The organism is Nonomuraea sp. NPDC051941 (assembly GCF_044593615.1).
On the sequence record NZ_JBIUCF010000023.1, the window covers coordinates 17,334 to 40,267 of the forward strand.

20 protein-coding genes and 1 pseudogene are annotated in these 22,934 nt (G+C 68.5%); 18 read left to right on the forward strand and 3 right to left on the reverse strand.

The features are described from left to right. Positions 1 to 284 precede the first annotated feature (284 nt). The gene (locus ACIHFD_RS33935; RefSeq protein ID WP_397370389.1) at positions 285 to 2,681 is read right to left on the reverse strand and encodes a hypothetical protein; all 2,397 of its coding nucleotides are present in this window, start codon (positions 2,679 to 2,681) and stop codon (positions 285 to 287) included. Positions 2,682 to 2,897: 216 nt separating this feature from the next. On the opposite strand from ACIHFD_RS33935, the gene ACIHFD_RS33940 reads away from it, so the two are divergent. The 3 genes from ACIHFD_RS33940 (at position 2,898) to ACIHFD_RS33950 (ending at position 5,419) form a co-directional block, all read left to right on the forward strand. Beyond that, positions 2,898 to 3,890 (forward strand): NADPH:quinone oxidoreductase family protein, encoded by a 993-nt coding sequence (locus ACIHFD_RS33940; protein WP_397370390.1) that lies wholly within the window; start codon positions 2,898 to 2,900, stop codon positions 3,888 to 3,890. 66 nt (positions 3,891 to 3,956) lie between these two features. Continuing rightward, entirely contained in the window at positions 3,957 to 4,298 is a 342-nt protein-coding gene (locus ACIHFD_RS33945) for an EthD family reductase (RefSeq protein ID WP_397370391.1), read from the forward strand. 125 nt (positions 4,299 to 4,423) lie between these two features. After that, a complete protein-coding gene (locus ACIHFD_RS33950; RefSeq protein ID WP_397370392.1) occupies positions 4,424 to 5,419 on the forward strand; it encodes an RNA polymerase subunit sigma-70 in 996 nt (331 codons plus the stop codon). 88 nt (positions 5,420 to 5,507) lie between these two features. On the opposite strand, the gene ACIHFD_RS33955 is transcribed toward ACIHFD_RS33950, so the two are convergent. Further along, entirely contained in the window at positions 5,508 to 6,482 is a 975-nt protein-coding gene (locus tag ACIHFD_RS33955; protein WP_397370393.1) for a LysR family transcriptional regulator, read from the reverse strand. A 110-nt stretch (positions 6,483 to 6,592) separates the two neighbouring features. Between ACIHFD_RS33955 and ACIHFD_RS33960 the strand changes: the two genes are divergently transcribed. From ACIHFD_RS33960 to ACIHFD_RS34025, 14 genes and pseudogenes are all read left to right on the forward strand, one after another. After that, on the forward strand, positions 6,593 to 7,216 hold the full coding sequence (locus ACIHFD_RS33960) for a LysE family translocator (protein ID WP_397370394.1): 624 nt from the start codon (positions 6,593 to 6,595) through the stop codon (positions 7,214 to 7,216). A 213-nt stretch (positions 7,217 to 7,429) separates the two neighbouring features. Continuing rightward, on the forward strand, positions 7,430 to 8,119 hold the full coding sequence (locus ACIHFD_RS33965) for an alpha/beta fold hydrolase (protein ID WP_397370395.1): 690 nt from the start codon (positions 7,430 to 7,432) through the stop codon (positions 8,117 to 8,119). A 346-nt stretch (positions 8,120 to 8,465) separates the two neighbouring features. Then, positions 8,466 to 8,807: a hypothetical protein gene (locus ACIHFD_RS33970; protein ID WP_397370396.1), complete on the forward strand. Its 342-nt coding sequence runs from the start codon at positions 8,466 to 8,468 to the stop codon at positions 8,805 to 8,807. 296 nt (positions 8,808 to 9,103) lie between these two features. After that, positions 9,104 to 10,408: a hypothetical protein gene (locus ACIHFD_RS33975; protein ID WP_397370397.1), complete on the forward strand. Its 1,305-nt coding sequence runs from the start codon at positions 9,104 to 9,106 to the stop codon at positions 10,406 to 10,408. 10 nt (positions 10,409 to 10,418) lie between these two features. Continuing rightward, complete coding sequence (locus tag ACIHFD_RS33980; RefSeq protein WP_397370398.1) at positions 10,419 to 11,747, forward strand: extracellular solute-binding protein; 1,329 nt, start codon at positions 10,419 to 10,421, stop codon at positions 11,745 to 11,747. Between the two features lie 2 nt (positions 11,748 to 11,749). Beyond that, a complete protein-coding gene (locus tag ACIHFD_RS33985) occupies positions 11,750 to 12,655 on the forward strand; it encodes a carbohydrate ABC transporter permease (protein WP_397370540.1) in 906 nt (301 codons plus the stop codon). Further along, complete coding sequence (locus tag ACIHFD_RS33990) at positions 12,652 to 13,545, forward strand: carbohydrate ABC transporter permease (protein WP_350736138.1); 894 nt, start codon at positions 12,652 to 12,654, stop codon at positions 13,543 to 13,545. Before ACIHFD_RS33985 ends, ACIHFD_RS33990 begins: the two co-directional genes overlap by 4 nt. A gap of 3 nt (positions 13,546 to 13,548) precedes the next feature. Next, entirely contained in the window at positions 13,549 to 14,640 is a 1,092-nt protein-coding gene (locus tag ACIHFD_RS33995) for an ABC transporter ATP-binding protein (RefSeq protein WP_397370400.1), read from the forward strand. 27 nt (positions 14,641 to 14,667) lie between these two features. After that, on the forward strand, positions 14,668 to 15,594 hold the full coding sequence (locus tag ACIHFD_RS34000; RefSeq protein WP_397370401.1) for an acetylxylan esterase: 927 nt from the start codon (positions 14,668 to 14,670) through the stop codon (positions 15,592 to 15,594). Positions 15,595 to 15,598: 4 nt separating this feature from the next. Continuing rightward, positions 15,599 to 16,444, forward strand: a complete 846-nt coding sequence (locus tag ACIHFD_RS34005) for an acetylxylan esterase (protein ID WP_397370402.1) — start codon at positions 15,599 to 15,601, stop codon at positions 16,442 to 16,444. Then, positions 16,441 to 17,670 (forward strand): hypothetical protein, encoded by a 1,230-nt coding sequence (locus ACIHFD_RS34010; protein WP_397370403.1) that lies wholly within the window; start codon positions 16,441 to 16,443, stop codon positions 17,668 to 17,670. The genes ACIHFD_RS34005 and ACIHFD_RS34010 overlap by 4 nt, the downstream gene beginning before the upstream one ends. A gap of 123 nt (positions 17,671 to 17,793) precedes the next feature. After that, positions 17,794 to 18,004, forward strand: a pseudogene (locus ACIHFD_RS34015) (transposase family protein); the annotation flags it as partial. Between the two features lie 104 nt (positions 18,005 to 18,108). Next, entirely contained in the window at positions 18,109 to 18,936 is an 828-nt protein-coding gene (locus ACIHFD_RS34020) for a PhzF family phenazine biosynthesis protein (RefSeq protein WP_397370541.1), read from the forward strand. A gap of 321 nt (positions 18,937 to 19,257) precedes the next feature. Further along, positions 19,258 to 19,785, forward strand: a complete 528-nt coding sequence (locus ACIHFD_RS34025) for a hypothetical protein (protein WP_397370404.1) — start codon at positions 19,258 to 19,260, stop codon at positions 19,783 to 19,785. Here the strand turns inward: ACIHFD_RS34025 and ACIHFD_RS34030 are convergent. Continuing rightward, positions 19,743 to 21,236: an alpha/beta hydrolase gene (locus ACIHFD_RS34030; protein WP_397370405.1), complete on the reverse strand. Its 1,494-nt coding sequence runs from the start codon at positions 21,234 to 21,236 to the stop codon at positions 19,743 to 19,745. The two genes, ACIHFD_RS34025 and ACIHFD_RS34030, sit on opposite strands and share 43 nt — an antisense overlap. A gap of 458 nt (positions 21,237 to 21,694) precedes the next feature. On the opposite strand from ACIHFD_RS34030, the gene ACIHFD_RS34035 reads away from it, so the two are divergent. Beyond that, positions 21,695 to 22,708 carry a MerR family transcriptional regulator gene (locus tag ACIHFD_RS34035; RefSeq protein WP_397370406.1) on the forward strand — a complete coding sequence of 338 codons (1,014 nt, stop codon included), beginning with the start codon at positions 21,695 to 21,697 and terminating at the stop codon, positions 22,706 to 22,708. Positions 22,709 to 22,934: the final 226 nt, after the last annotated feature.

The following is a 22,934-nucleotide window of genomic DNA, read 5'->3' on the forward strand; positions in this document are numbered from 1 at the left end:
ACCACGACATCAGCGTCGAAGCATGGCCGTGCCTGCAGGTCAGGTCCCTGGCGCTGCCGTTTGCCGATGACCCGGACTACCGTTACGGATGGAGGGCGCAGTATGCGGTATTCGCTTCCGGGAAGCTCGTCCACCCCGACGGCGAGCGCCAATGGCCTTGGCAACTCCCGTCCAACGGTAAGTGACGGCCCCTGCATCAACGCCTGGGGCGTCGCTCCAAGTTACGGTCGCCTCGAGACTGTCCGTGGCGCGGGGGCTGGTTCTCGCTGAAGCCGCCACGGACCCTAAGACCACCAGCGATAGATGTCGTGCACGGCTCTTCGATACTCGCATTCGGCCAGGGGGCCGCCGAGGTCCCGGGCGGCGCTCGTCAGGGCGGCCGAGCCCGGGGGATCCTGGTGGCCGTACTTCTCGAGCGCCGTACGGACGATCCCGATCACCACGGTGCGGCCCGCGCCGCGCCGCCATGCGCGCTGAGCCCGGCGCAGCAGGATCTGCCCGTCCTCGTCCCATCTGCGGTCCAGAACCGGCACCGGGACATAAGCGAACGGGACCGGACGGGCCGCCTCATCGGGGAGGGAGGCCAGCGCCTCGTCTTGGTCGGCCCGGAAGCCGCGTTGGCGGAAAGACAATTCCTCGGCGAGCAGCGCGGCACGGCGTCCGATCGGGACGCGGCGCGCGACGTGGATCATGCCCTGCCGATTCTTGCGGGCCATGGCCTCGGCCTCGCGCAGGACCGCGCGGCGTTCGGCGGAGGGCAGCCGGTCGGCGAGGGCAGCGAGCGCGGCAGCCTGGTAATGGGGGCGTTCGGTGAGCTTGCGGGCGATGTCCAGACCGCGGTCGACCGCGAGGCCTGACAGGTGCTCGGCGACACCGAGCAGGGTGCGGCCCAGGTATCCCGGGCGGTTCAGTCCATGGAGCTCGTTCAGTGCTCTGACCATGAGGTCCTCAGGCAGGAGTGGTGCCATTCGCGCAAGCTGACCGTGGAAGTAGTTCTCGTAACCGACGTCCCCGAGCCGGATGTCCAGCGCCTCGGCCATGGCAGCGTGGCGCCGTCGTCCGGTCAGGAGTTCGGCGATGGCGAGGAGGCCGTGGAATCTCTGGTCCTCGTCGTCGACCGCGCGAATCAGGTCGAGAGCCTCGGCGAGCACCTCCTCGGCCTCGTCGGGGGACAGCCAGGTGGAGATCTCCATGAGAAGCCGCGCGCGGTCGTCCCAGTCTCTTCGGCCGTCGTCGACGTCGTAGGCGGGCAGCGACCGTGTGATCGTCAGCGCCTCGGCCAGCACGGCGTGCCGTTGGTGGGCAGGCAGCGGTTCGAGCATTTCGGTGAGCACCCACGCGCCGTAGGGCGGTTCGGTGATCTCGCGCGACGCCGTGTGTGCCTCGGCGAGCGCGGCGGCCTGCTCTTCGAGGGGAAGCAGTTCGGCGAGCTGGATCAGGACGCGGGCTCGGACCAGCGGATCGGCGATGTCGCGCGCCGCCGTCAGCGCGGCGGCCGACAGTGGGGCGCGTTCCCGCACGGGTACGCGCTCGGCCGCGTGCATCAGGAGCTCGGCGCGGTCCCACGAGTCGGTCGGGAGGTCGGCCAGCGCCGCCGGGCGTTTCGCCGCGGGCAGCAGGGCCAGCAGTTCGCCCCGGCGCCACAGCCTCACCTCGGCCTGAGGATCGATCGCGGCGACGGCGGCGCGCAGCGCGGTCAGCGTCTCCGGCCGGTCCTGGTCCGGGAGCCGCGGGATCAGCTCGGACAGCACGCGGGCCCGGTCGCGTCCGTCCGCCAGCTCCATCGCGGCGGGCAGGGCCGCACGCGCCAGCGCGGGCGGAAGGTGCGGAGCCAGCGCCGCCAGGGCCTGGTCACGGCGATGGTCCAGGGGCAGCGCCACGGCCAGCGCGACCGCCCGTCCCAGCAGCTCGGGCGGCAGGTGCGGGGTGAGCTCCTCCAGCTGATGACTCACGTACCACGGGTCGTCGTTCTCCAGGACGGTCAGTACGTGGGCGAACTCATCCGCCTTCAGTTGCGGCCACACCTCGCGGAGCACGTTCGGGAATCCCGGGTGGAGCAGTTCGTGCAGCACCCGCTGCCGCTCCTTGGCCGGCAGGTGAGGCAGCAGCGCGGACAGGTACCCGGCGCGCCGCTCGTGACCGTCTTCGCGCCGCGCGGCGGTCAGCGCCCGCGTGACGTCCCAGATCCCGGCTTCGACCAGCATCGGGGGCAGCACGTCGTAGGTTCGGGTCCCCGTGAACCGCGCGCAGACCGCCATCAATGCGTAACGCATCTCCAACCCGAGCGAGGGGGCCGTCCGACCGGCGGCGATGGCGACGTCGGTGGCTTTGCGGGCCAGCCGCCGCGCGAGCTCCAGGTCGGCGAGGTAGTCCTCGGCCTGGCCGATGCGGTCGCGGGCGTCGAACCACGTGTTCACCGCGCCGGCCCGTCCCGGAGCGGGACGCTCGCAGGCCAGCAGGCGGTGCACGTCCTCGTCACGACCCGCCGCGGCCAGATGCCGAACCAGATGCCGCAAACCGTACTCGTCCTCCTCGTCCGAGGCGGCGCCCAGCAGCGGCAGCCCGGAGGCCAGCCCACCCCACCGGTCCAGCATCTCGTCGGCGATACGACCGTGCTCGGAGGCCTCAGCCTTGTCCCCGTCGGCGGCCGCCGTCCCGCCCGGGAGAATCTCTGGTGCCACGCCCGACGATGTTAATGATCACGCGTCGGCCGGACCAGCGGTTTACCCTCAGCCATGGTGAAAGGGAGCGCGGCGCAGGTTCGCGGCCACGCACCGGCAGACGAAGAGGTCGATTCCTTTTTGTGGTGGCCGGGGTCTACATGGTGAGAGGCGCGGCCCGCGCAACGGGCCGGTCGGTCTCTCTCATGTACGCCGAGACAGAAGGCCTGATCGCCAATGAGCATTCCCGCGACCATGCGCGCGCTGCAGCAGACGTCCCTCAACGGCCCGCAGGACATGCGTCTGATCACCGACGCGCCGGTGCCGAGCCCCGGCCAGGGCGAGGTCCTGATCCGCGTCACCGCCGCCGGGGTCAACTTCGCCGACATCTCGAAGGCCCACGGCACGTTCCTGGACGGCCCGCGGCCACCGTACCTGGCGGGTTTCGAGGCCGCAGGTGAGGTCGTCGCGGTGGGTGAGGCGGTGACCGGCCCGCAACCGGGGGCCCGTGTCGTCGGCGTCGGAGACGGCGCTTTCGCGGAGTACATGGTCCTGCCCGCGGCTGCGGCGGTGCCGGTGCCTTCGGGCTGGACGGAGCAGCAGGCGCTGGGCCTGGTCGTGAACTGGCCCACCGCGCTGGCCGCGCTCAAGCCTCTGGGCGGCATCGCTGCCGGGCACGTTGTGCTGATCCACGCCGCGGCGGGCGGGACCGGCCAGGCCGCGGTGAGAATGGCCAAGCACTACGGTGCGACGGTCATCGCCACCGCCTCGCCGGGCAAGCACGAGACGGTGCTGGCACTGGGAGCCGACCACGTTCTGGACTCTCTCGGCGGCGACCTCGCCGCCGAGGTGACGGAGCTGACCGGCGGTTCCGGCGTCGATGTGGTCCTGGAGTCGGCCGACGGCGTCACCTTCGCCGCCAGCCTGGCCGCGGCCAAGCGGGTCACCGGCCGGGTCGTCGTCTACGGCGCGGCAGGCGGCGAAGCCCCGATCACCAACTGGGAGCTGGTGTACAAGCACCAGGTCCACGTCATCGGCCTCAATATCGGCGTGCTGATCCAGGCCGCGCCGCAGATCTTCGGTGAGCTCATGGGTGAGCTGTCCGCGCTGATCGCGGCCGGCGTGCTCGCCCCCAGCCTGCCCACCGTGTACGAACTGGCCGACGGCCCGAAGGCGCTGACGGAACTGGAAGCCAGGGCCACCGTCGGCAAACTGGCCCTGTTGCCCTGAGAAAGCCCCTTTGTACTGAGCCGGTGACGCCGCACACCGGAGGTTCCCATGACAGGAGTTGAACAGATGACTGCAACCGTGGACCCGGCCGCCAAGCAGCTGGCGCGATTCGTCGTGATGTACGACACCCCATCCGACGTCGAAGCATTCGAACGTCACTACACCGATGTCCACATCCCCTTGGCGAAACAGTATCCGGGCCTGCGCCGTTACACGCGCAGTCATGAGCCGGCAGCCGTGATCGGAGAGCCGTGCTACATGGTCGTGATGCTGGACTGGGACGACATGGCTGCGCTGGAAGCCGCGCTCGGGTCCGAGATCGGCCGGCGCACCGCCGAGGATGCCGTGGCGAACCTGGCCCCACACGCGACCTTCCGCGGCATGATCCTGCAGCTCGACGAGGTCTGATCGCAGATGCCGCCTTTCCGGGAGAGTACCCGCGTCGTCGATGGTGGCCGAGGCGGGGCCTGGCGTCGTCGGAGGCATCGCCACGTGGACCACGCTCGGATGTGTGGCAGCACTAGGCTCGCGGCGTGACATCGCATCTGCGGGTGGCACCGAATCGAGACCGGTTCACCACCGAGACCGAGCGGTTCCGCCGGGAGCTGTTGGCGCACTGCTACCGCATGGTCGGCTCGGCACACGACGCCGAGGACTTGGTGCAGGAGAGCTATCTGCGGGCGTGGCGGTCCTACTCCGGATTCGAGGGCCGGGCGTCGATTCGGTCCTGGCTCTACAAGATCGCCACCAACGTCTGCCTGACAGCGTTGAAGCCGCGCCCGATCCGGGTGCTGCCCTCAGGCCTGACAGGCTCGTACGACGGACCCGATCGCCCGCCGAGTCCCATCGCGCCGGGCGAGGTCTCGTGGCTGGAACCGCTGCCGGACGCATGGATCGCCCCGCCCGCCGACGATCCGGCTGCGGTGGTGGTCGAACGCGAGTCGCTGCGGCTGGCGCTCATCGTGAGCCTGCAGTACCTGCCCGCCCGCCAACGTGCGATCCTCATCCTGCGCGAGGTGCTGGCGTTCTCGGCGGCCGAGACCGCGGAGATCCTCGACACCACCACGGCGGCGGTCAAGAGCGGGCTGCAGCGCGCCCGTGCCCGGCTGGACGAATTGAAGCCGGAGCCCGCGGAACTGCTCGAACCGACCGACCCACGGGCACGCGCGCTGCTCGACGGCTACATCGCGGCCTTCGAGCGCTCCGATGCCGGCCTGCTGGAACAGGTGCTGCGCACGGACGCCACGCTGGAGGCGACGCCATTCCGCGAATGGCAGGCGGGCCGGGCGAGGTGCATCCACATGCTCGACGCGTACGTGCTGGGCACACCGGGCGGCTGGCGGATGAGCGCGACCACCGCCAACGGCCAACCCGCCGCCATCGTGTACCACCGGGATGCGGACGGCGTTCTCCGAGCCGACGGCGTCGTGGTGCTGGCCCCCACCGCCACCGGCATCTCCCGCGTGATCAAGTTCCACGACCCCGCGCTGGCCGCGACGTTCGGCTTCCCGGACGTGCTCGCGCACTGACCCGCCAACGGGTACAGCCGAGCCGGCTGCCGGCGTCGATGGTCGGTCGGAGCGGGGCCGGCCGCTCCGATTCACAACCGGGGGCTTTTCAGGCTCCGTGCGGTGAGTTCGATGAGCGTTGCCTTTCTTGCAGGGGAGCCTCCCAGGTGGCGGTGATGTCGCGGGCGACATCACGTAGGAGGTCGATGAGCATGTCTGCGAGTGGTGTGAGGCCGGCGTCGGTTTTGGTCACGGCGTAGAGCCGGCGGTTGGGCCTGGGGTGGGCCAGTTCGCGATGGGTGGTGCCAGGCGCATGGGTCAGGGCCAGGCGCGAGACCAGGGCCACTGCGATGCCTGTGCCGACGAGGGCCTGGGCGACGTCGTAGGACTCGGTCTCGAACCGCACGGTGGGAGTGAAGCCGGCCTCGCGGGCAGCGTCGTGGAACTGTTCGCGGGCGGCATGGCCGGCCAGGATGGAAACCCACGATTCGTCGCGCAGTTGTTCCAGGTGAAGTTCGGTGTCCGCGGGCTGCCCGGTGGCCAGTGGGTGGTCATCGGGAAGAACCACGACCATCGGGTCCAACAGGAGCGAGTGTGCCCGTAGGTGTGGGGGCGGAGCGAGCGGTGTGCCCCAGGACGCGACGATGGCGAGGTCCAGGCGCCCCGCGCTGATCTCGTCCGCTCCGCGTCCGGACACCACGTCTACGACCGAGACGTCGGCGTCCGGATGGCGGTGCCGCAGGGCCGTCAGGGCGGGTGGCAGCAGGTGCAGGGCAGCCGCCTGGAACGTCCCGATCCGCAGACGGAGCGAGAGGTGGCCGAGCAGCGCGGCCAGTTCCGCCTCGGCCCTGTCCGATGCCTCCTCCACAGTTCGACCGTGGGAGGCGAGCAGCGCACCGGCCGTGGTGAGCGTTGCTCCGCGAGGACCACGGATGACCAGGGGCACCTGCCAGTCGCGCTCGGCCTTGGCCACCTGCTGGGTGACCGCCGCGGGCGTGAGTCGGAGTGCGTGAGCCGCCGCCGTCAGGGAGCCGTGCCGCTCGATCAACGCGAGAAGCCGCAGCTGTCCCGGATCCACCAGCATTCACTAATCCTAACGCTGCACCCTTCTCTTTTAACTTCTCTTAGGGGCGTGAGACAGGAAGCCTGGTGGTACACCCATCGGTCGCAATCCCCGGAAGGGGTTCTTTTCCCATGCCCACGCATGTGCCCGTCTTCATCGCCACCACCTTGCTGCTGGCGATGCTGCCAGGCGCGAGTCAAGCCCTGATGATCCGGCAGGTTCTGGAAGGCGGCCAACGTACGCTCCGAGGCACGCTCGCGGGCAATGCCAGCGGCTTCCTGCTGTGGTCCACGGCGGCCGCGGCCGGGCTGTCCGCCGTCCTGCTGGCCAGCCCCACCGCGTACGCGGTGCTCCGGATCGCAGGCGGCATCGTGCTGATGATCCTCGGGGTGAAGACGCTACGGACCGCGCTCACCACCGTCTCCACCCGCCCGCCCCGCGAGGGCGGGCGCAGCACCGGCTTCGCGGGCGGATATCTCACCGGCCTGATCACCAACCTCGGCAACCCCAAGGCGGGCGTGTTCGCCGTCTCGGTGCTGCCCCAGTTCGTGACCGCGGAAGGCCCGGTGTTCCTGTCAACCGTCGCACTAGGAGCCCTGTGGGCGCTCGTCAGCGCCTCCTGGTACATGGTGTTCACCTGGGCCGTCAGCCGAGGGCGAGCCCTGGTGTCGCAGCCGACCGTCCTGCGGGGACTCAGCGTGACCACCGGCGTCGTCCTGCTGGGGCTGGGCGCCGCGGTGGTAGCAGGTGTCTGAGGGCCGGGCCGGTACTTCTTCCAGCGCCCCACCGCCCGAGGCCACGCGGGTGTAAGGAAAGGGGCCGTGCGCTGGGGTCAGTTTCTGGTCAGTGCCTATGCAGTACGCACTCATACGCTTCGGGCGTGAGTGACGAGGCGATGCACCTGACCGACGCTTGACGTCGAAGTCCAGCCAGGTCTGCATCGCACAGGTAAGCAAGGAGGATGCGTCATGAGGCCCACCGCGGTCAACGTCGTGCTCGTGCACGGCGCTTTCGTCGATGGATCGGGCTGGCAGGCGGTGTACGACCTGCTCAAGCGGGACGGCTACCGGGTCAGCGTTGTCCAGAACCCCACGCTGACGCTGGAGGGCGACGCCGAGGCCGTCCGGCAGATCTTGGACCGTCAGGACGGCCCGACCGTGCTCGTCGGGCATTCCTACGGCGGCTCGGTCATCAGTGAGGCCGGCACCCACTCGCGAGTTGCGGCACTTGTCTATGTCGCCGCGTTCGCGCCCGACAAGGGGGAATCCGTGCAGACGCTCATCGCCGACCCGCCGCCGGGCGCGCCGGCGCCGCCGATCGTGCCCCTGGGCGACGGGTTCCTCGTTCTCGATCGGGACAAGTTCCACGGCGCCTTCGCGGGTGACCTGCCCGCGGAGCAGGCCGCGTTCATGGCCGACTCGCAGGTGCCGTGGGCCGTCGGCGCGGTCGGCGGCGCCGTCACCGAACCTGCCTGGCGCTCCAAGCCCAGCTGGTACCTCGTGGCCACCGGTGACCAGACGATCCCGCCGCCGGCTCAGCGGGCGATGGCCGAGCGTGCGGGTGCCACGGTGATCGAAGTCGACGGCAGCCACGCCATCTACATCTCCCGGCCGGAGGCCGTCGCCGAGCTGATCAAGAAGGCGGCCGCCGGCAGCTGAGCGAATGGCCCGCAGCGAACCTGATCGCGCGGGATCTTGGTATGAACGTGCAGGGCTCGAACATTCGAGCCCTGCACCATCACCCAGCTGATCGCCGCGATCCGCCGGGTGGCCCGCCAGGTACCTGGGGCCGCCGCGCTCGTCGCGGCGCACTGGCATGCCCACGACTATGCCGACCCTGGCAAGCCGAAGCCCGCCTGGGACGATGAGGAGGCCAAGGCCACCCTGGTGAGCGGGCTGGTCGCCGACGCTCACCCTGCTGGACCGCCTGACCGGCCAGGACCTGGACGAGCCGGCCGAGCACGCGGTCGGCCTGCCGGCCCTGATCGCCGGCCAGGACGTCGAAGTGGCCGACGGCTCCGATGGCACCGGTGGACGGTGGCGGATCGCCCGCTGCACCCCACCCGGTCGGATCGTCTCCGCCGTCGATCCCGAGGCCCGCCACGCCGCCGTCGCCTCCGACCTGCTCGACCACGAGCGCGGGCCGCTGCAGATTCTGGCCGATGCCGCCTACGCCGCCGAACTGCGCGCCACCCTCACCGACGCCGGACACCGGTTGCTGAGCAAACCGCCCGCGCTCAAGCCCGCCGTCCTCGGCTGCACCACCGCCAAGACCAGCCGAGTGGCGACCGTCCGCCCGCACCCAAGCCGACGACCGCCGGCTCCACCGCCGCGCCGCCGCCCTTGACCTCCGCCGCCTCATCAAGTGAGGACTCGCCTGAACCACCGCGACCAGCGGACGGGCCAGCTCATACCGACCCACCCACCAAGATCCTCAGGACCCCGCTCGCCGCCTGAAGTCTCCCATCGGTCCCCGTTGACCCGACCACCACCCGTCCTTCGGTACACCGCTGGCCCTCGGCGGCCAGCTTGTTACCGGGGAATTTCTTTGGGCTGATCCCTTGACCTGGACCCCGGGACGGGGGAGTTTGGTCGGCATCGGACTTACGAGTCATTTTCGAACCTAGTTCGCAAAGGGGCGTCGTGGCGATTGTGATCGGAGTGGTGACCCACTCGACGCACAGGGAGTTGTTCTGGGAAGCCGCGAACACGCTCGGTGGGGTCGACCTGGAGTGGGTCAGCTACGACCACGAGGACGAGATCCGCGCCAAGGTCGCCGAGTTCCTGAGCACGACCCGGCTCGACGGCTTCCTGGCCGGCCCGGTCCCGTACACGGCCAGCCGCGAACTCCTCCCACCCGGCCTCCCGGTCGGTGTGATCCGCTCGTCGGCGCTCGACCTGACCCTCGCGCTCTATCGCGCCCAGGATCGGGGCTGGGGTCGCACCCCGGTCAGCATCGACACCTTTCCCGCCGAGGCGGTCGAGGCGGTCGCCACCGCGCTCGAACTCGACGCCGACGCCATCGACTGCCTGCCGTATGCCCCCACCCAATCCGTGGAGGACATCGTCGAGTTCCACCGTTCCGCCTACCACCGGTTCGGCGACCGCAGCTACGTGATCAGCGTCCGCGCCGACGTCCGCGAGCAACTGTCCGGCGAGATCCCGATCATGAGCGGCATGCCGGTGCCGGCGACGATCCGGACCGAACTGCACGAGCTCGCGCTCCGGATCGAGTCCGAGCGAGCCAGCGCACAACGCTTCGCCGCCGGAGTCTTCCTGATCTCGCATTCGCAGGACGAGGAACGGGCCCGGATCGGCCTGATGAATCTGTTGCTCAACACCCCCGAGTTCGCCGGCGCGTGGATCGAGGACCGCGGCCGGCGCGGTGTCATCGTCTTCGCCCACAAGTCCCTGTTCGAGCGCATCACCCGCAACTGGGTCGCCGTGCCCGCGCTCGCCGAGGCGGCCGCGGCGCTCGGTGCGCAGGTCTCGGCCGGGTTCGGTGTCGGAGCGTCCGCCCGCAACTGTGTGGCCCTGGCCGAAGAAGCGGCCGCCCGGGCCGAGCGGGAGAGCGGGCCATGCGGCTACCTGATCGAGGACAGCGGCGTGATCATCGGCCCGATGGGTCCGGTCCGGGCGGCGCTCAGCTACTCGTACCGCGAGCACGGCGACGACATCGAACAGCTCGCGAAGTCCGTCGGCCTCAGTGCCGCGACCGTCTCCCGGTTGGCGGCACTGGACCACGAACTGGAAGGTCGCGCGATCTCGCCCGGTGAGCTCGCCGACCATCTCGGCATCACGGATCAGAGCGGGCGCCGACTGATCCGGACACTCGACGCTGGGGGCCTGGTGAGCGTCGAAGGCACTGCTCAGCACCATCCGAAAGGACGCCCGACGCGTCTGTACCGCCTACGCATCGCCCAAGCACTACTGCGCCCCCCGCGTTGAAGGGACAGTCATGGAGTTCAACCGCCGCCAGATCCTGAAGTACGCAGGCCTCGGCCTGGCCCTGCCCGCCGCATCGCCCCTGCTGTCCGCCTGCTCCAACGACAAGTCCGGAGGCTCCGGCGACGGCAGCGTGAAGTTCGAGGGCTGGGACTACGAGGCCGCACTCGTCCAGCAGAACCTCGACAACTTCACCAAGACCAGCAACATCAAGGTCAACTACACCCCGATCACGAGTGCGCAGTACGTGCAGAAGGTAGTCGCCGAGTTCACCGGCGGCGGCGGCCCCGACGCCCTTTACGTGTACGACGATTCCCTCGCGGCCTGGGTCGAGGGGGACTACCTGCAGCCGCTCGACGGCATGGCCGGCGTCGACGAGGTGTACGACGCGATCTACCCGGGCAACGCGGCCGCGATGACGTACCAGGGCAAGCGCTACGGCCTGCCGTACTACACGGACTCCAACTGCCTGACCTACAACACCGACATCCTTGCCAAGGCCGGGATCAAGAAACCCCCTGCCAGCTTGGAGGAACTGGAAGCGCAGGCGATCAAGATCAAGAACGCCGGCCTCCTGCAGTACCCCATCGGCGTTCCGGCGCAACTGTCCGACACCTGGTGGTCCTGGGTGTGGGCGCTGGTCTTCGGCAGCGGCGGCAACATGTTCGACGACCAGCAGGCGCCGATCATGAACACCACCGACACCGTGGTGAAGGACGTCTTCGCCTGGCTGCAGCAGGCGGCGAACAAGTCGAAGGTCATCGACCCGGCTTGCCTGCAGCTGCTGGCGGTCCCGATCGACAACGCGATGAAGGCGAGCCGGTACGCGTACACGATCGGCGCGCGGTACGCGAGCCGCGACTACAACGACGCGACCAAGTCCAAGGCCGCGGGCAAGATCCGGATGGCGCTGATACCGAGCCTCGATGGTCAGGTGCACGGGACGGTCAGCAACACCCGGCTCTATGCGCTGGCCAAGGACACCGAGGTGAAGGACAACGCGTTCAAGCTGCTCACCTACCTGGGTGGACTCGACGCGGACAAGAAGCCTTACACCGCGAAGTTCTGGTTCCTGCAGCGTGGCCTCGGGTTCGCCTACAAGTCGATGGCGACCGACCCGGAGGTCACCGCATCGCTGAAGAAGTTCGCCGACCCGGCGATCTACGCCCACCTGGGCGAGATCGCCAAGCCGCGCAACGTGCTCGGCGTGCCGTGGTACACCGAGTTCGAAATCGAGCTGCACAAGGTCGTGCAGGGCGTGCTGAGCAACCAGACGCAGCCGGCCGCGGCGGTGGCGAGCTTGGCGCAGACCGTTGACACGCTGAAGAAGAAGTACAAGTGAGGATGGCCGGCCTCGCCGAACGCCGGCCGCTGGGCGACAACGCCAAGGCCTGGGCGCTGAACGCGCCGGCCATGATCGTGATCGCTCTGCTGGTCGCCTACCCGATCGCGTACTCGTTCTGGGTCAGCCTGCAACGGAACAACCTGAAGCGCCCGCGGGCGAAGCAGTTCATCGGCTTCGACAACTACGAGGCCCTGCTCAGCGATCAGGCCTTCCTGTCCGCGCTGAAGGTGTCGGCCCTGTTCGTCCTCGTGGTGCTCGGGCTGACCGTCGTACTCGCGCTGATCCTGGCGCTGGTGCTGAACGAGCGGTTCCGCGGCCGCGGTCTGTTGCTCAGCCTGGCTTTGCTGCCCTGGGCGATGCCGGGGGTGGTGAACGGCCTGATGTGGCGGACCATCTTCGACGCGAAGACCGGAGCCCTGAACGGTCTGCTGACGCAGCTCGGGCTGATCGACGACTATCACGCCTGGTTGACGTCCGGGACCGGCGCGTTCCTGTTCACCGCACTGGCCCAGGTGTGGAACACGCTCCCGTTCTCGGTCATCATCCTGCTCGCCGGACTGTCAACAATCCCCTCGGAGCTGTACGACGCCGCCACCGTCGACCGAGCGGGTGCGGTGCAGCGGTTCGTCCAGGTGACGTTGCCGTGGTTGCTGCACCCGCTGCTGATCGTGCTGATTCTCGAGACGATGAACGCGTTCCGCGCCTTCGACACCATCTACGTACTGACCGGTGGCGGACCGGGTGACGCCACCACCACCATCGCCCTGCTCGACGTGCAGACCGTCCTGACCTTCACCGACTTCGGCCTGGGCAGCGCCTACGCCTGGGTGATCACCGCGATCACCCTCTTGATCTCGGTCGGCTACATCGGCCTGCTCTACCGAAAGGGGAACTTCGAGGTATGAGCACCGTGGTGAAGGTTCCCCTGCGCTACCGGATCCCCTGGAAGAAGATCGTCCTGTACGTGCTGGCGGTCGCGTTCGCGCTGTATCTGGTGTTGCCGTTCTACTGGATTGTCGCGATGAGCTTCATGCACGAGGTGGATGCGATCTCCGTTCCGCCGCACTGGATTCCGGTCAACCCGACATTGGAGAACTATCTCGGTTTCCTTCATCCGAGTGAGGCCCAGCAACTCGTCGGCGGCCGGGCGATCGACGAGACGCCGTACTCCTTGCGGAACAGTCTGATCGTCGCCACCTCGACGGCGATCCTGAATCTCGTGCTGGCCACGTTCGCGGCGTACTCGTTCTCGCGGCTGAAGTTCCGCGGCAGTCAGGTGCTGCTGGTGCTCTACCTGCTCACCCGGATGGTGCCGGGGATCGCGATCATCATCCCGTTCTACCTGCTGATGCGGACGTTCGGGCTGCTGGACACCTACCTGGCGCTGATCCTTTCGTACACGACGTTCGCACTGCCGATCACGATCTGGATCCTGAAGGACTTCTTCCGCTCGGTGCCGCGTGAGCTCGAGGAGGCGGCCCGGGTGGATCGGTGCGGCTGGTTCCGGGCCATGTGGTCGGTGTTCCTGCCGGTCGCGGCGCCGGGGCTGGTCGCGGCCGCGGTGTTCGCGTTCATGACCGCGTGGAACGAGTTCATGTTCGCGTTGTTCCTGACCAGCACGAAGGCGGCGAAGACGATCCCGGTGGTGGCGGCGAACTTCGCCACCGACTTCAACACCCAGTTCACCGTGATGGCCGCGGCCGGCGTGCTCGCGGTCGTCCCACCCCTGGTACTGGCCCTGCTCTTCCAGCGCAAGCTGGTCCAGGGCATGGCCGCCGGATCCGTGAAGGGCTGACAGATGGCAGAGGTTCGACTCGAAGGCGTCACCAAGTCGTTCGGCGGCAAGATCGCGGTGAAGGACCTGAATCTGACCATCGAGGATCGGGAGTTCCTCACCCTGGTCGGCCCGTCCGGTTGTGGAAAGTCGACAACCCTGCGAATGATCTGCGGCCTGGAACGGGCCTCCGAGGGCAACATCTTCTTTGACGGCAAGCCGGTCAGCTGGCTGCCGGCCAACAAGCGCGACGTCGCGATGGTGTTCCAGAGCTACGCGCTCTACCCGCACAAGACGGTCCGGCAGAACATCGGGTTCGCGCTGAAGATGATGCGGGTGCCCAAGGCGACGATCGCCGAGCAGGTGCTGCAGGCGGCCCGGACGCTGGACATCGAGGACCTGCTGGATCGCAAGCCGCGCGAGCTGTCCGGTGGCCAACGGCAACGCGTCGCGCTCGGTCGCGCGATCGTGCGGGACGCCGGTGCGTATCTGCTCGACGAGCCGTTGTCCAACCTGGACGCGCAGCTCCGGGTGCTGATGCGCGCGGAGATCAAGCGGCTGCACGTGGACGTCGCGCGGACGTTCATCTACGTCACCCACGACCAGGTCGAGGCGATGACGATGTCGGACCGGATCGCGGTGATGCGCGACGGCGTCGTCCAGCAGTGCGCGACGCCGGCGGAGATCTACGAACGCCCGGCGAACCGTTTCGTCGCGGCGTTCATGGGCTCGCCGCCGATGAACTTCGTCACCGGTGAGCTGGCCGACGTCGACGGCGTCCGGACCTTCCGCAGCGGCGCGTTGAGCCAGGAGCTGGGCCGGTACGACGTTTCGCCGGACGACCCGGCCGTCGTCCTGGGCGTCCGGCCGGAGGACGTGACGTTGTCGCCGACTCCGGTCGCGGGCTACCAGCCCGGGAAGGTGTTCGTGTCCGAGCCGCTCGGTCCGGATGTGCTCGTCACGGTCCGGATCGGCGGCGAGCTGCTGAAGGCCCGCGTCCCGGTGCCGTTCCGGCTGGGTCATGACAGCACGGTGTACGTCGGCTTCAACCAGGACCGCCTGCATCTGTTCAAGGCCTCCGACGGCACCGCGCTGCACGCGCCGCAGCGAGTCTAGACACCGCCCCCATCGAGGAGAACGCTTTTGAGAGACCCCGAGAACGCGATCATCGAGGTCGAGCTGCCGGACGACTTCGACGACTTCTGGGCGGCCGGCCTTGCGGACTGCGCGTCGTACCCGCTGGACCCGGTCCTCACCGAAATGCCGTCGCTGTCCACGGACAAGGTGATCGTCTACGATCTGCGCTACACCAGCTATGGCGGCCTGCGGATCGCAGGCTGGTACACCGTCCCGCGCGATCGGCCGGCCCCGCATCCGGCGTTGGTGACGATCCCCGGCTACATCTCCGAGCCGACGATCCCGAAGGAATGGTCCGAGCTCGGGTACGCCGCGCTCGCGGTGGCGCCGCGCGGAAAGCTGCGGTCGAACGACGTGTTCAACCCGGGCTACCCGGGCTTGCTGACGCACAACATCGTCGACCACAACACGTACGGGTATCGCGGGTTCTATCTGGACGTGGTGCGGGCGGTCGAGGTGCTGCTCGATCGTCCGGAAGTCGACAATCTGCGGATCGGACTGCAGGGGTCGAGTCAGGGCGGTGGCCTCGGGATCTCGACGGCCGCGCTCATGCCGGACGTGATCCGGTGCGTCGCGGCGGGAGCGCCGTACCTGTGCGGGATCATGACCGCGCCGACACTGACCCGGTCGTATCCGTACGAGGAGATCAACGAGTACTTGCGGGTGCACCCGAAGGACGTCGACCGGGTGCGGGAGACGGTCGCGTACTACGACGGGCTCAACTTCGCACCGAAGGTGCGAGCGCCGACGCTGCTGTACCTCGGGCTCGAGGACGACGTGTGCCCGCCGGAGACCGGGTTCGCGCTGCGGCGGGTGCTGACGTGTGAGACCACTTTGCACACCTACCCGCACTGCGCGCATCACGCCGGGCTGCCGGGCGTGATGCGGATCGTGGAGGACTTCCTTGCCGAACACCTCACCCCGGGGTCGTGAACCGATGAACTTCGACAGCTACTGGTCCGCCGTCGACGAAGAGCTGGCCGCGATCCCCGCTCGGCCCGTGCTCGACCTGGTGCCGGCGCGGACGACGGACGAGGCGACCAGCTACACCGTGCGGCTCACCAGCACCGGGCCGTACCGCGTCTTCGGTCATCTCAGCATCCCGGCCGGTGACGGGCCGTTCCCCGCGCTCCTGCAGACGCCGCGCTACGGGAGCGTCAACGAGACGCCGCACCCGAACGATCGGAGCCGGTACGTCGTGTTCGGCCTGGTGCACCGTGGTCAGCGGCTGGCCGACGAAGGGTTCTCGGCGGCGTACCCGGGATTGTTGACGATGGGCATCGACGACCCGGCGTCGTACATCTATCGCGGGATCGCGGCGGACTGCCTGCGGGCCGCGGAGTTCCTGATGAGCCTGGACGAGGTCGATCCGGCGCGGGTGGCCGTGCGTGGGAACGACCTGGCGGTGCTGACGGCTGCGCGGCGGTCCGGGTTCAGCGCGGTCCGGGTCTCGGAGTTGCTGTTCTACCGGGCGGCAGAGGCACGGCTGAAGTCGAGCCGCTATCCGCTCGAGGAGCTCAACGACCACCTGCGTGCCGGCTCGTCGGCGCAGATCGTCGACAACACTCTTGCCTACTTCGATCCGGTCCGGCATGCGTCCGCGGTGACCGCTCGGACGTTGCTTGCCGTCGACGATCCCGACTGGTGTGCCGCACTGATCGAGGCCCTTCCTGCCGCGAGTGTCTACAAGCTGACCCACCTCGATGGTACCGACAACGACTTCCTAGATGCCTGGCTGGCCGAACTCTCCGGCGTACCACCGATGTCGAAGTTCCTCCTATGACCAATCCGTTCGGGGTCCGGCCCGTCATCAACGCCTCCGCGACACTCACCGCACTGGGCGGCTCGCTGATGCCGCCTTCGGTGCTGAAGGCGATGACGGAAGGGGCGGCCCACTTCGTCGACCTGCCCGAACTCCACGACCACGTCGGTGAGCGCTTGGCCGCGCTCACCCGCAACGAGGCGGCCTGCGTGACGTCCGGTGCCGCGGCGGCGATCACCCTCACGGTCGCGTCGTGTGTCGGTGAGCCCGCGCAGGCGTTCCCGGCCGATGCCGAGGTCGTCATGTTCGCCGGCCAATGCAACGGCTACGACTACGCGGCCCGCCTGACCGGCGCCCGCATCGTAGAAGTCGGCCCGTCGATCGAGGAGCTCCGAGCCGCCCTGGTACGACGCCCCGCCTGCGTACTGTGGTTCGCCGGCGCCCACTACGCAGCGGATGCCTTGCCTATCGAGGACGTGATCCGAGCCGCCCGGGAGCTTCCCTCTGCCGGCCCGACCTCCGCCGACACCCCGGACGGCTCGACTCCCGCCGGCACTCCGGGCGGCCTGACCCTCGCCAGCACCCCGGACCTCACCGGATCGCCTGGCCCCGCCGGTCCACCGGCTGTGCCGGTGATCGTGGATGCGGCGGCCCAGATTCCACCGGTCTCCTCACTGTGGCGATTCACCACGGAGCTCGGTGCAGATGCCGTGATCTTCAGCGGTGGGAAAGGGCTGCGCGGACCGCAGTCCAGTGGGCTGGTGCTGGGGAAGCGGTGGATCGTCGACAGGTGCCGGGCGCATGCGTCGCCGAATCAGCAGATCGGGCGCGGGATGAAGGTCGGGAAGGAGGAGCTGCTCGGGCTGTACGCCGCGGTCGAGTGGACGCTGGAGCAGGACGAGGAGGCACAGCTCGCGGGCTATGAGCAGATGGTCGACCGGTGGATTGCCGGCTTGCGCGAACTGCCGGGTGTCGTCGCCGAGCGCGGGTACCCGAGTGAGGCGGGCCAGCCGCACGGACGAGCCGTTGTCCGATTGCTGACAACCAGCGGCTGGACCCGGGACGGGCTGGTGCAGGCTTTGTGGGACGGGGACCCGCGGATCGCGGTCGGGGTGTCCGGCGTACCCGACGACGCGATCGCGCTGAACCCGCAGACGATCGAGCCGGGGGAGGACCTGGTGGTTCTCGATGCACTGGTTCGGCACCTGAGCTCTGGAGATGGCGAAAGAGCCGGACGAAACGCGTGACGGGTAGCGCTGACCAACCTGTGGAACTGGAGGGCGTCCCGCGGACGGCGGTTCTGTTCACTTCTTCTTGTTGAGCCGCCGGTGCCGGACAAGGAGGGTGCGCATCAGGGAGCCGAAGGCCCGGTCGTCACCCCGTACAAGGGCAAGGACAAGCCCGAGTCGCAGAAGCGGGCCAATCGCTCACGCTCGCCATCGCGGACCCGGCGAACGTGCGAACGCCCAGCTGAAGAGCTGGAAGATCCTCCGTAAGCTACGTTGTAGCCCTTCCAAAGCCGGCCACCTGTGCAAGGCCATTACCGTCTTTCAAAACCACCGCCTCGGGCAGGGCGCGTGAGGATGAAAAGGGTTCATTGATCGACTCGACCAGTGCATCGCCGAGGTGCAGCCGCCGATTCGATTCGGGCTCGCATACGTAATGATGACCGTATGACCGACGTAATGAGGTATGCCGCTTTCACCACCACTCCCACGGGCGGTAACCCCGCCGGAGTGGTCCGGGATGCCCGAGAGTTGTCAGACGCGGAGATGCTCGCCATCGCCGCCGAACTCGGCTACTCCGAAACGGCCTTTCTGCACCCCACGGACGAGCGCCAGTACCGGATTCAGTACTTCAGCCCGCTGGCCGAGGTCGCCTTCTGCGGCCACGCGACGATCGCCGCCTCGGTCGCGCTCGGCGAACACATCGGTCCAGGAACCGTGGACCTCGCCACCCAGGCAGGCCCCGTCCCGGTGGAAATCGCCGCAGATTCGACCGGTGGGTTCACCGCTACCTTGACCAGTCCGCCCACCTCCACCCGCCAAGCCTCCGAGCAAGAGGTACGGGCCGCGCTGGACGCGCTGGGCTGGCCGGCAGACGACCTGGACCCCGAATACCCGCCGCACGTCGCCTACGCCGGCAACCACCATCTCGTCCTGGCCGCGGCCAGCCGGCGTCGCCTGGCTGATCTCGACTACGACTTCGATGCCCTCGGCAAGCACATGACCGACATGGGATGGACCACCGTCCACCTCTTCTGGCCCGAATCCCCCACCGTCTTCCACGCCCGCAACCCGTTCCCTCCTGGCGGCGTCGTCGAGGACCCGGCCACCGGCGCTGCGGCCGCCGCCTTCACCGGGTACCTACGTACGCTGGGACGCCTCAAAGATGATGCCATTCTCACCATTCACCAGGGCGTCGACATGGGACGGCCCAGCCTTTTGACGTGTACGACCATTTCCGACGACTCTCGTGTCAAGGTCTCGGGCACCGCGGTGCCCATCCAGTAACAGCAGTCCGGACCGACGACGGGCCCGGCGACGCGGACGCGTGGGCGGAGCGTCGGACCGGCACCGGCTTCCGCCGCCCTCGCTACACGCTGCCGGACCGCGCGCCGGGCACCGGATCTTGTCGGCGTCGAGCTCGGCGCTCGGTCTTGATACCGCGAGTGGTGAGCTCGTTCCAGCAGTCGTCCTCACAGTCGCCGAAGGCATGCCCCAATCGCATCTTCTCTCCGAAGTGGCGGTGCTGCAGGTCGAGCCGGCGCACTCAGTCCCGCGGCGCGGGAGACGGAGCGAGCAACCGGCGCAAATCCGCCTCCGTGAGCGGACGTGCCCGCTGGATGGACATCTGGGGCGGCGCAACCCGGAATCTTCGAGTTCCACCCGCACGGCTGGCCTCGAACAGGGTCGGCCGCCCCCGGGGTCGAGCTGAGCATCCGTGACGGCGACGGCCGCGAGGTGCCCACCGACGGCGTCGGCGAAGTGTGGGCGCGCTCGGCGCAACAGGTGCGCGAGCGTCTCGACAACGAGGATCGCGTGGTCATACCGCGTGACGGCTGGCTGCGCACCGGAGACGTCGGCCGCCTGGACCTCGACGGATACCTCTACCTGCTCGACCGGGCCGAGGACCAACCGGCGACTGGCCTGTACTCCCATCCGATCGAGCACGTGCTGACCGAGCACCCGGCCGTCGTGGAGGCCGCGGTGTTCATGGTTGACCCGTACACCCGGTGGCAAGCCCGACAAGCTCGCCCTGCGCTCCTACGGCGGCGACCAGCCGATGGCCGGGCTCAAGGCCGAGTGATCACGTCCGCTCACCATCCGGCGGCGCGCGTGCTCGCGTCGAGAAGGCGGTAGGGGATTCGGGGCATGATCGAGGGCCGCGCCTCCGGGCAGCGGACCCCGTTGGCCGGGACCGACTGCGAGATCAGGTAGCGGTCGATCGCGCCCATAGTGCACTCGCTCCGGCCGTACACGCTGTGCCCCGAGCCCTCGTACGTGAGCACGCGGGCCTCGGCACCGATCTGCTTGGCCGTGCTGAGCGTCCACAGGTAGCCGGTGGCGGGGTCGTTCAGCGAGGAGGCCAGCAGGATGGGCGGGGTGGCGTCCACATGCAGGCGGTGCTGCGGGTTGGGAATGGGCGTGGGCTGGCCCAGGCAACCGGCGATCCGGCTCAGCGCGGGCGGGCTGTACCTCATATCCCTGGCCAGCGGCGCCTGCCGGCGCAGGAGCGAGGCGTACTCCGTATAGTCGGCGACCGGCAGGTGGAAATCCTGGCAGAACACCGGCGTACTGACCTCCACCTCCTCGTCCTTCGCGGCGCTCATCGCCGGGCTGCCGCTGTCGATGGCGGCCAGCATCTGGGCGAGTTCCGCCCAGTTGGGGTTGTAAAGTCCGGCGAACGCTGTGTCCACCAGCGTGAAGGCGTCCATGGGTACGTCTGGCGTACCCGGCTCGTGAAGCTCCCCGCGGTCGGCTCGCTCAAGAAGCCTCTTCCAGAACGCCCGGATGTCCTTGCCGTTCAGCGCGCACGACGCCGTTGCCTCACACCAGGTGACGAACTGGTCGAACGCCCCTGCCGTCTGGGTGGCCGTGGTGTTCAGGTAGCTCGCGGTGTTCATGCTGTGGTCGAAGTTCGAGTCGAGCGCGAGCGCCCTGACCTTGCCGGGGAAGCGCTCGGCGTATGCCTGGCCGATCAGGGTGCCGTGCGAGACGCCGTAATAGGTGAGCTTGTCGTCGCCCAGCGCCGCCCGAAGAGCCTCCACATCACGCGCGACGTCCAGCGAGCTCACGCGGTCGTACAGCGGTCCGGTGCGCGCCCGGCAGTCCTCCCGCAGTCGCTGGTTGAACGACACCCAGGCGTCCATGTCCGTCTGGTTCTTGATAGGCGGGTGTGGACGTTCACGCACCAGCGCCGCCGAGCAGATCACCGGGTGGCTGCGTCCCACCCCGCGCGGGTCGAACCCGACAATGTCGAAGCGGCCGCGAAGCTCGGCGCTGAAGTAGCTGCTGCCGTGCACCACGAAGTCGACACCGGAGCCGCCCGGCCCGCCGGGGTTGACGACCAAGGAGCCGACCCGGGCGTCCGGGATGGCGGCCTTGCGCCGGGCCACCGCCATGTCGACAGTGGCGCCGCCCGGGGTGTCCCAGTCGACGGGCACCTTCAGCGTGCCGCATTCGGCGGTCGTGTCCTCGGGGCACGGTGCCCAGATGATCGTCTGCGAGGAAGCGGCGGCACTGGCGACGCCTCCTGGAAGCAGGCTGATGACCAGGGAGGAAACGGCTGCGAGCAAGATGTGATTCGTCATACGATCCTTCGCGGTCGAGACGGGGCAGGTGACTTCAAGATCATGCGATCACCCACATAACCCCGCCATAACCGTCGGCTCGTCCGCCGGCCACCGCATCGTCGCCATCAACCGCGGCAGACTCGGGCTCGACCAGTCCACGCCGTGGCGCAGGCACTACGACAAGTGCAAGGCGATCCGGCCGGCGCAGGTCTTCTCGATGTTGAACGCGCGGCCCGGCGCGCAGCCCCGCCAGCCATGACCTCTGAGCAGGTCCGGCAAGCCCGGGACCTGCTCACCCGGCCGGAGAACACCGTCGCGTCCTACAAGTAGGTTCCCGAACTCGCGACGGGCCGCCCTGCCGTCGAACAACCAACGGCGCGAGCCGAGATGCCAGAAGCGGGAAGCTGATTAGGCACTCAGGGCATCGATGGTAATCGGCTTGCGCCTCAACCGGCTTGAGGTACCACAGTGGCCCCATGAACGACTACGAGCTGTACCCCATCGGAGACGTCGCGCGCCGCAGCGGCCTGAGCGTGAGCGCCGTCCGGTTCTACGCCGACACCGGGCTGATCGAGCCCACGGACCTGAACGAGGCCGGCCACCGGATGTACGACATCCACGCTATCGCCCGGTTGGAACTCGTCCGCACCCTGCGCGAGCTGGACACCGATCTGGAGGAGATTCGCCGCCTGCTCGAAGGCGGCACGACCCTGCACGACCTGCTCACCACGCACCTGGGGTTCGTCGAGCGCCAGGAGCGCACCCTGCGGGCCAGGCGGGCGGTGCTCAGGACCCTGATCAAACAGGGCGGCACCGCTCAGGCCGACCTGATGCACAAGCTCGTCTGGATGACCGACGAGGAACGCGAACAGACCATCGACGATTTCTGGAACGACGTCGGCGAGGACCTGGACGTCCCCGAGGGCTTCGTCGACCGGTTGCGGACGATGCGCCCGGTCCTGCCTGCGGACCCCACGGCCGCCCAGCTCGAGGCGTGGATCGACCTGGCCGACCTGGTGTCAAACCCGGCGTTCCGCGACGCGGTCCGCACCTACCTGCAAGACACCTGGTCCACACCGGAGACCCAAGTCATGGCGACCGAGCCGTTTCAGGACTTCATGCACGTGAGTGGGGCCCGGCTCGTAGAGGAACTCCTCGCCGCGTACCGTGCCGGAGAGTCTCCCCGGTCCCCCTGGGCTCAGCAGGCCGTCACACGCTTCATGGAAGCGGCCACCGCGCTGTCCGGCACGCCGCTCACCCCCGAAGTCCGAAACCGGCTGGCCGACGGATACCGGCAGATACCCGACATCATGCGCCAGATCGCCGAAGAGGAAGCCACCTCCGAGAGCCCTGTCTACGACGACGCTCACGGCCGGTACCTGTCCTTGGTGGCGCTGATCAACGGGACTGCGACCGAGGAGGACCATGACTCCATGCCCTATGCCTGGATCGCCGACGCCATGCGCGCCGTGGACCCGCCGACTCCCTAACGACCGATGGCGGCTGGTGCCATGTTGGTCAACGGCACCCCAATACGGCAGAAACGGGCCGCGGGGTGGGGCTGTAAGAACAGCAACGGCTCTGGCCCGTAGTTGGTGGTGGCGCTGGGTGATCAGCTGCCAGGCTGGGCCGTGCTGAAGATCGCCGATCTTACGGGTGTGGTGTTCGCGGGTCTGCCTCGGAGGCGGGCTGCACGTGCATGCCGAACAGCCTGTC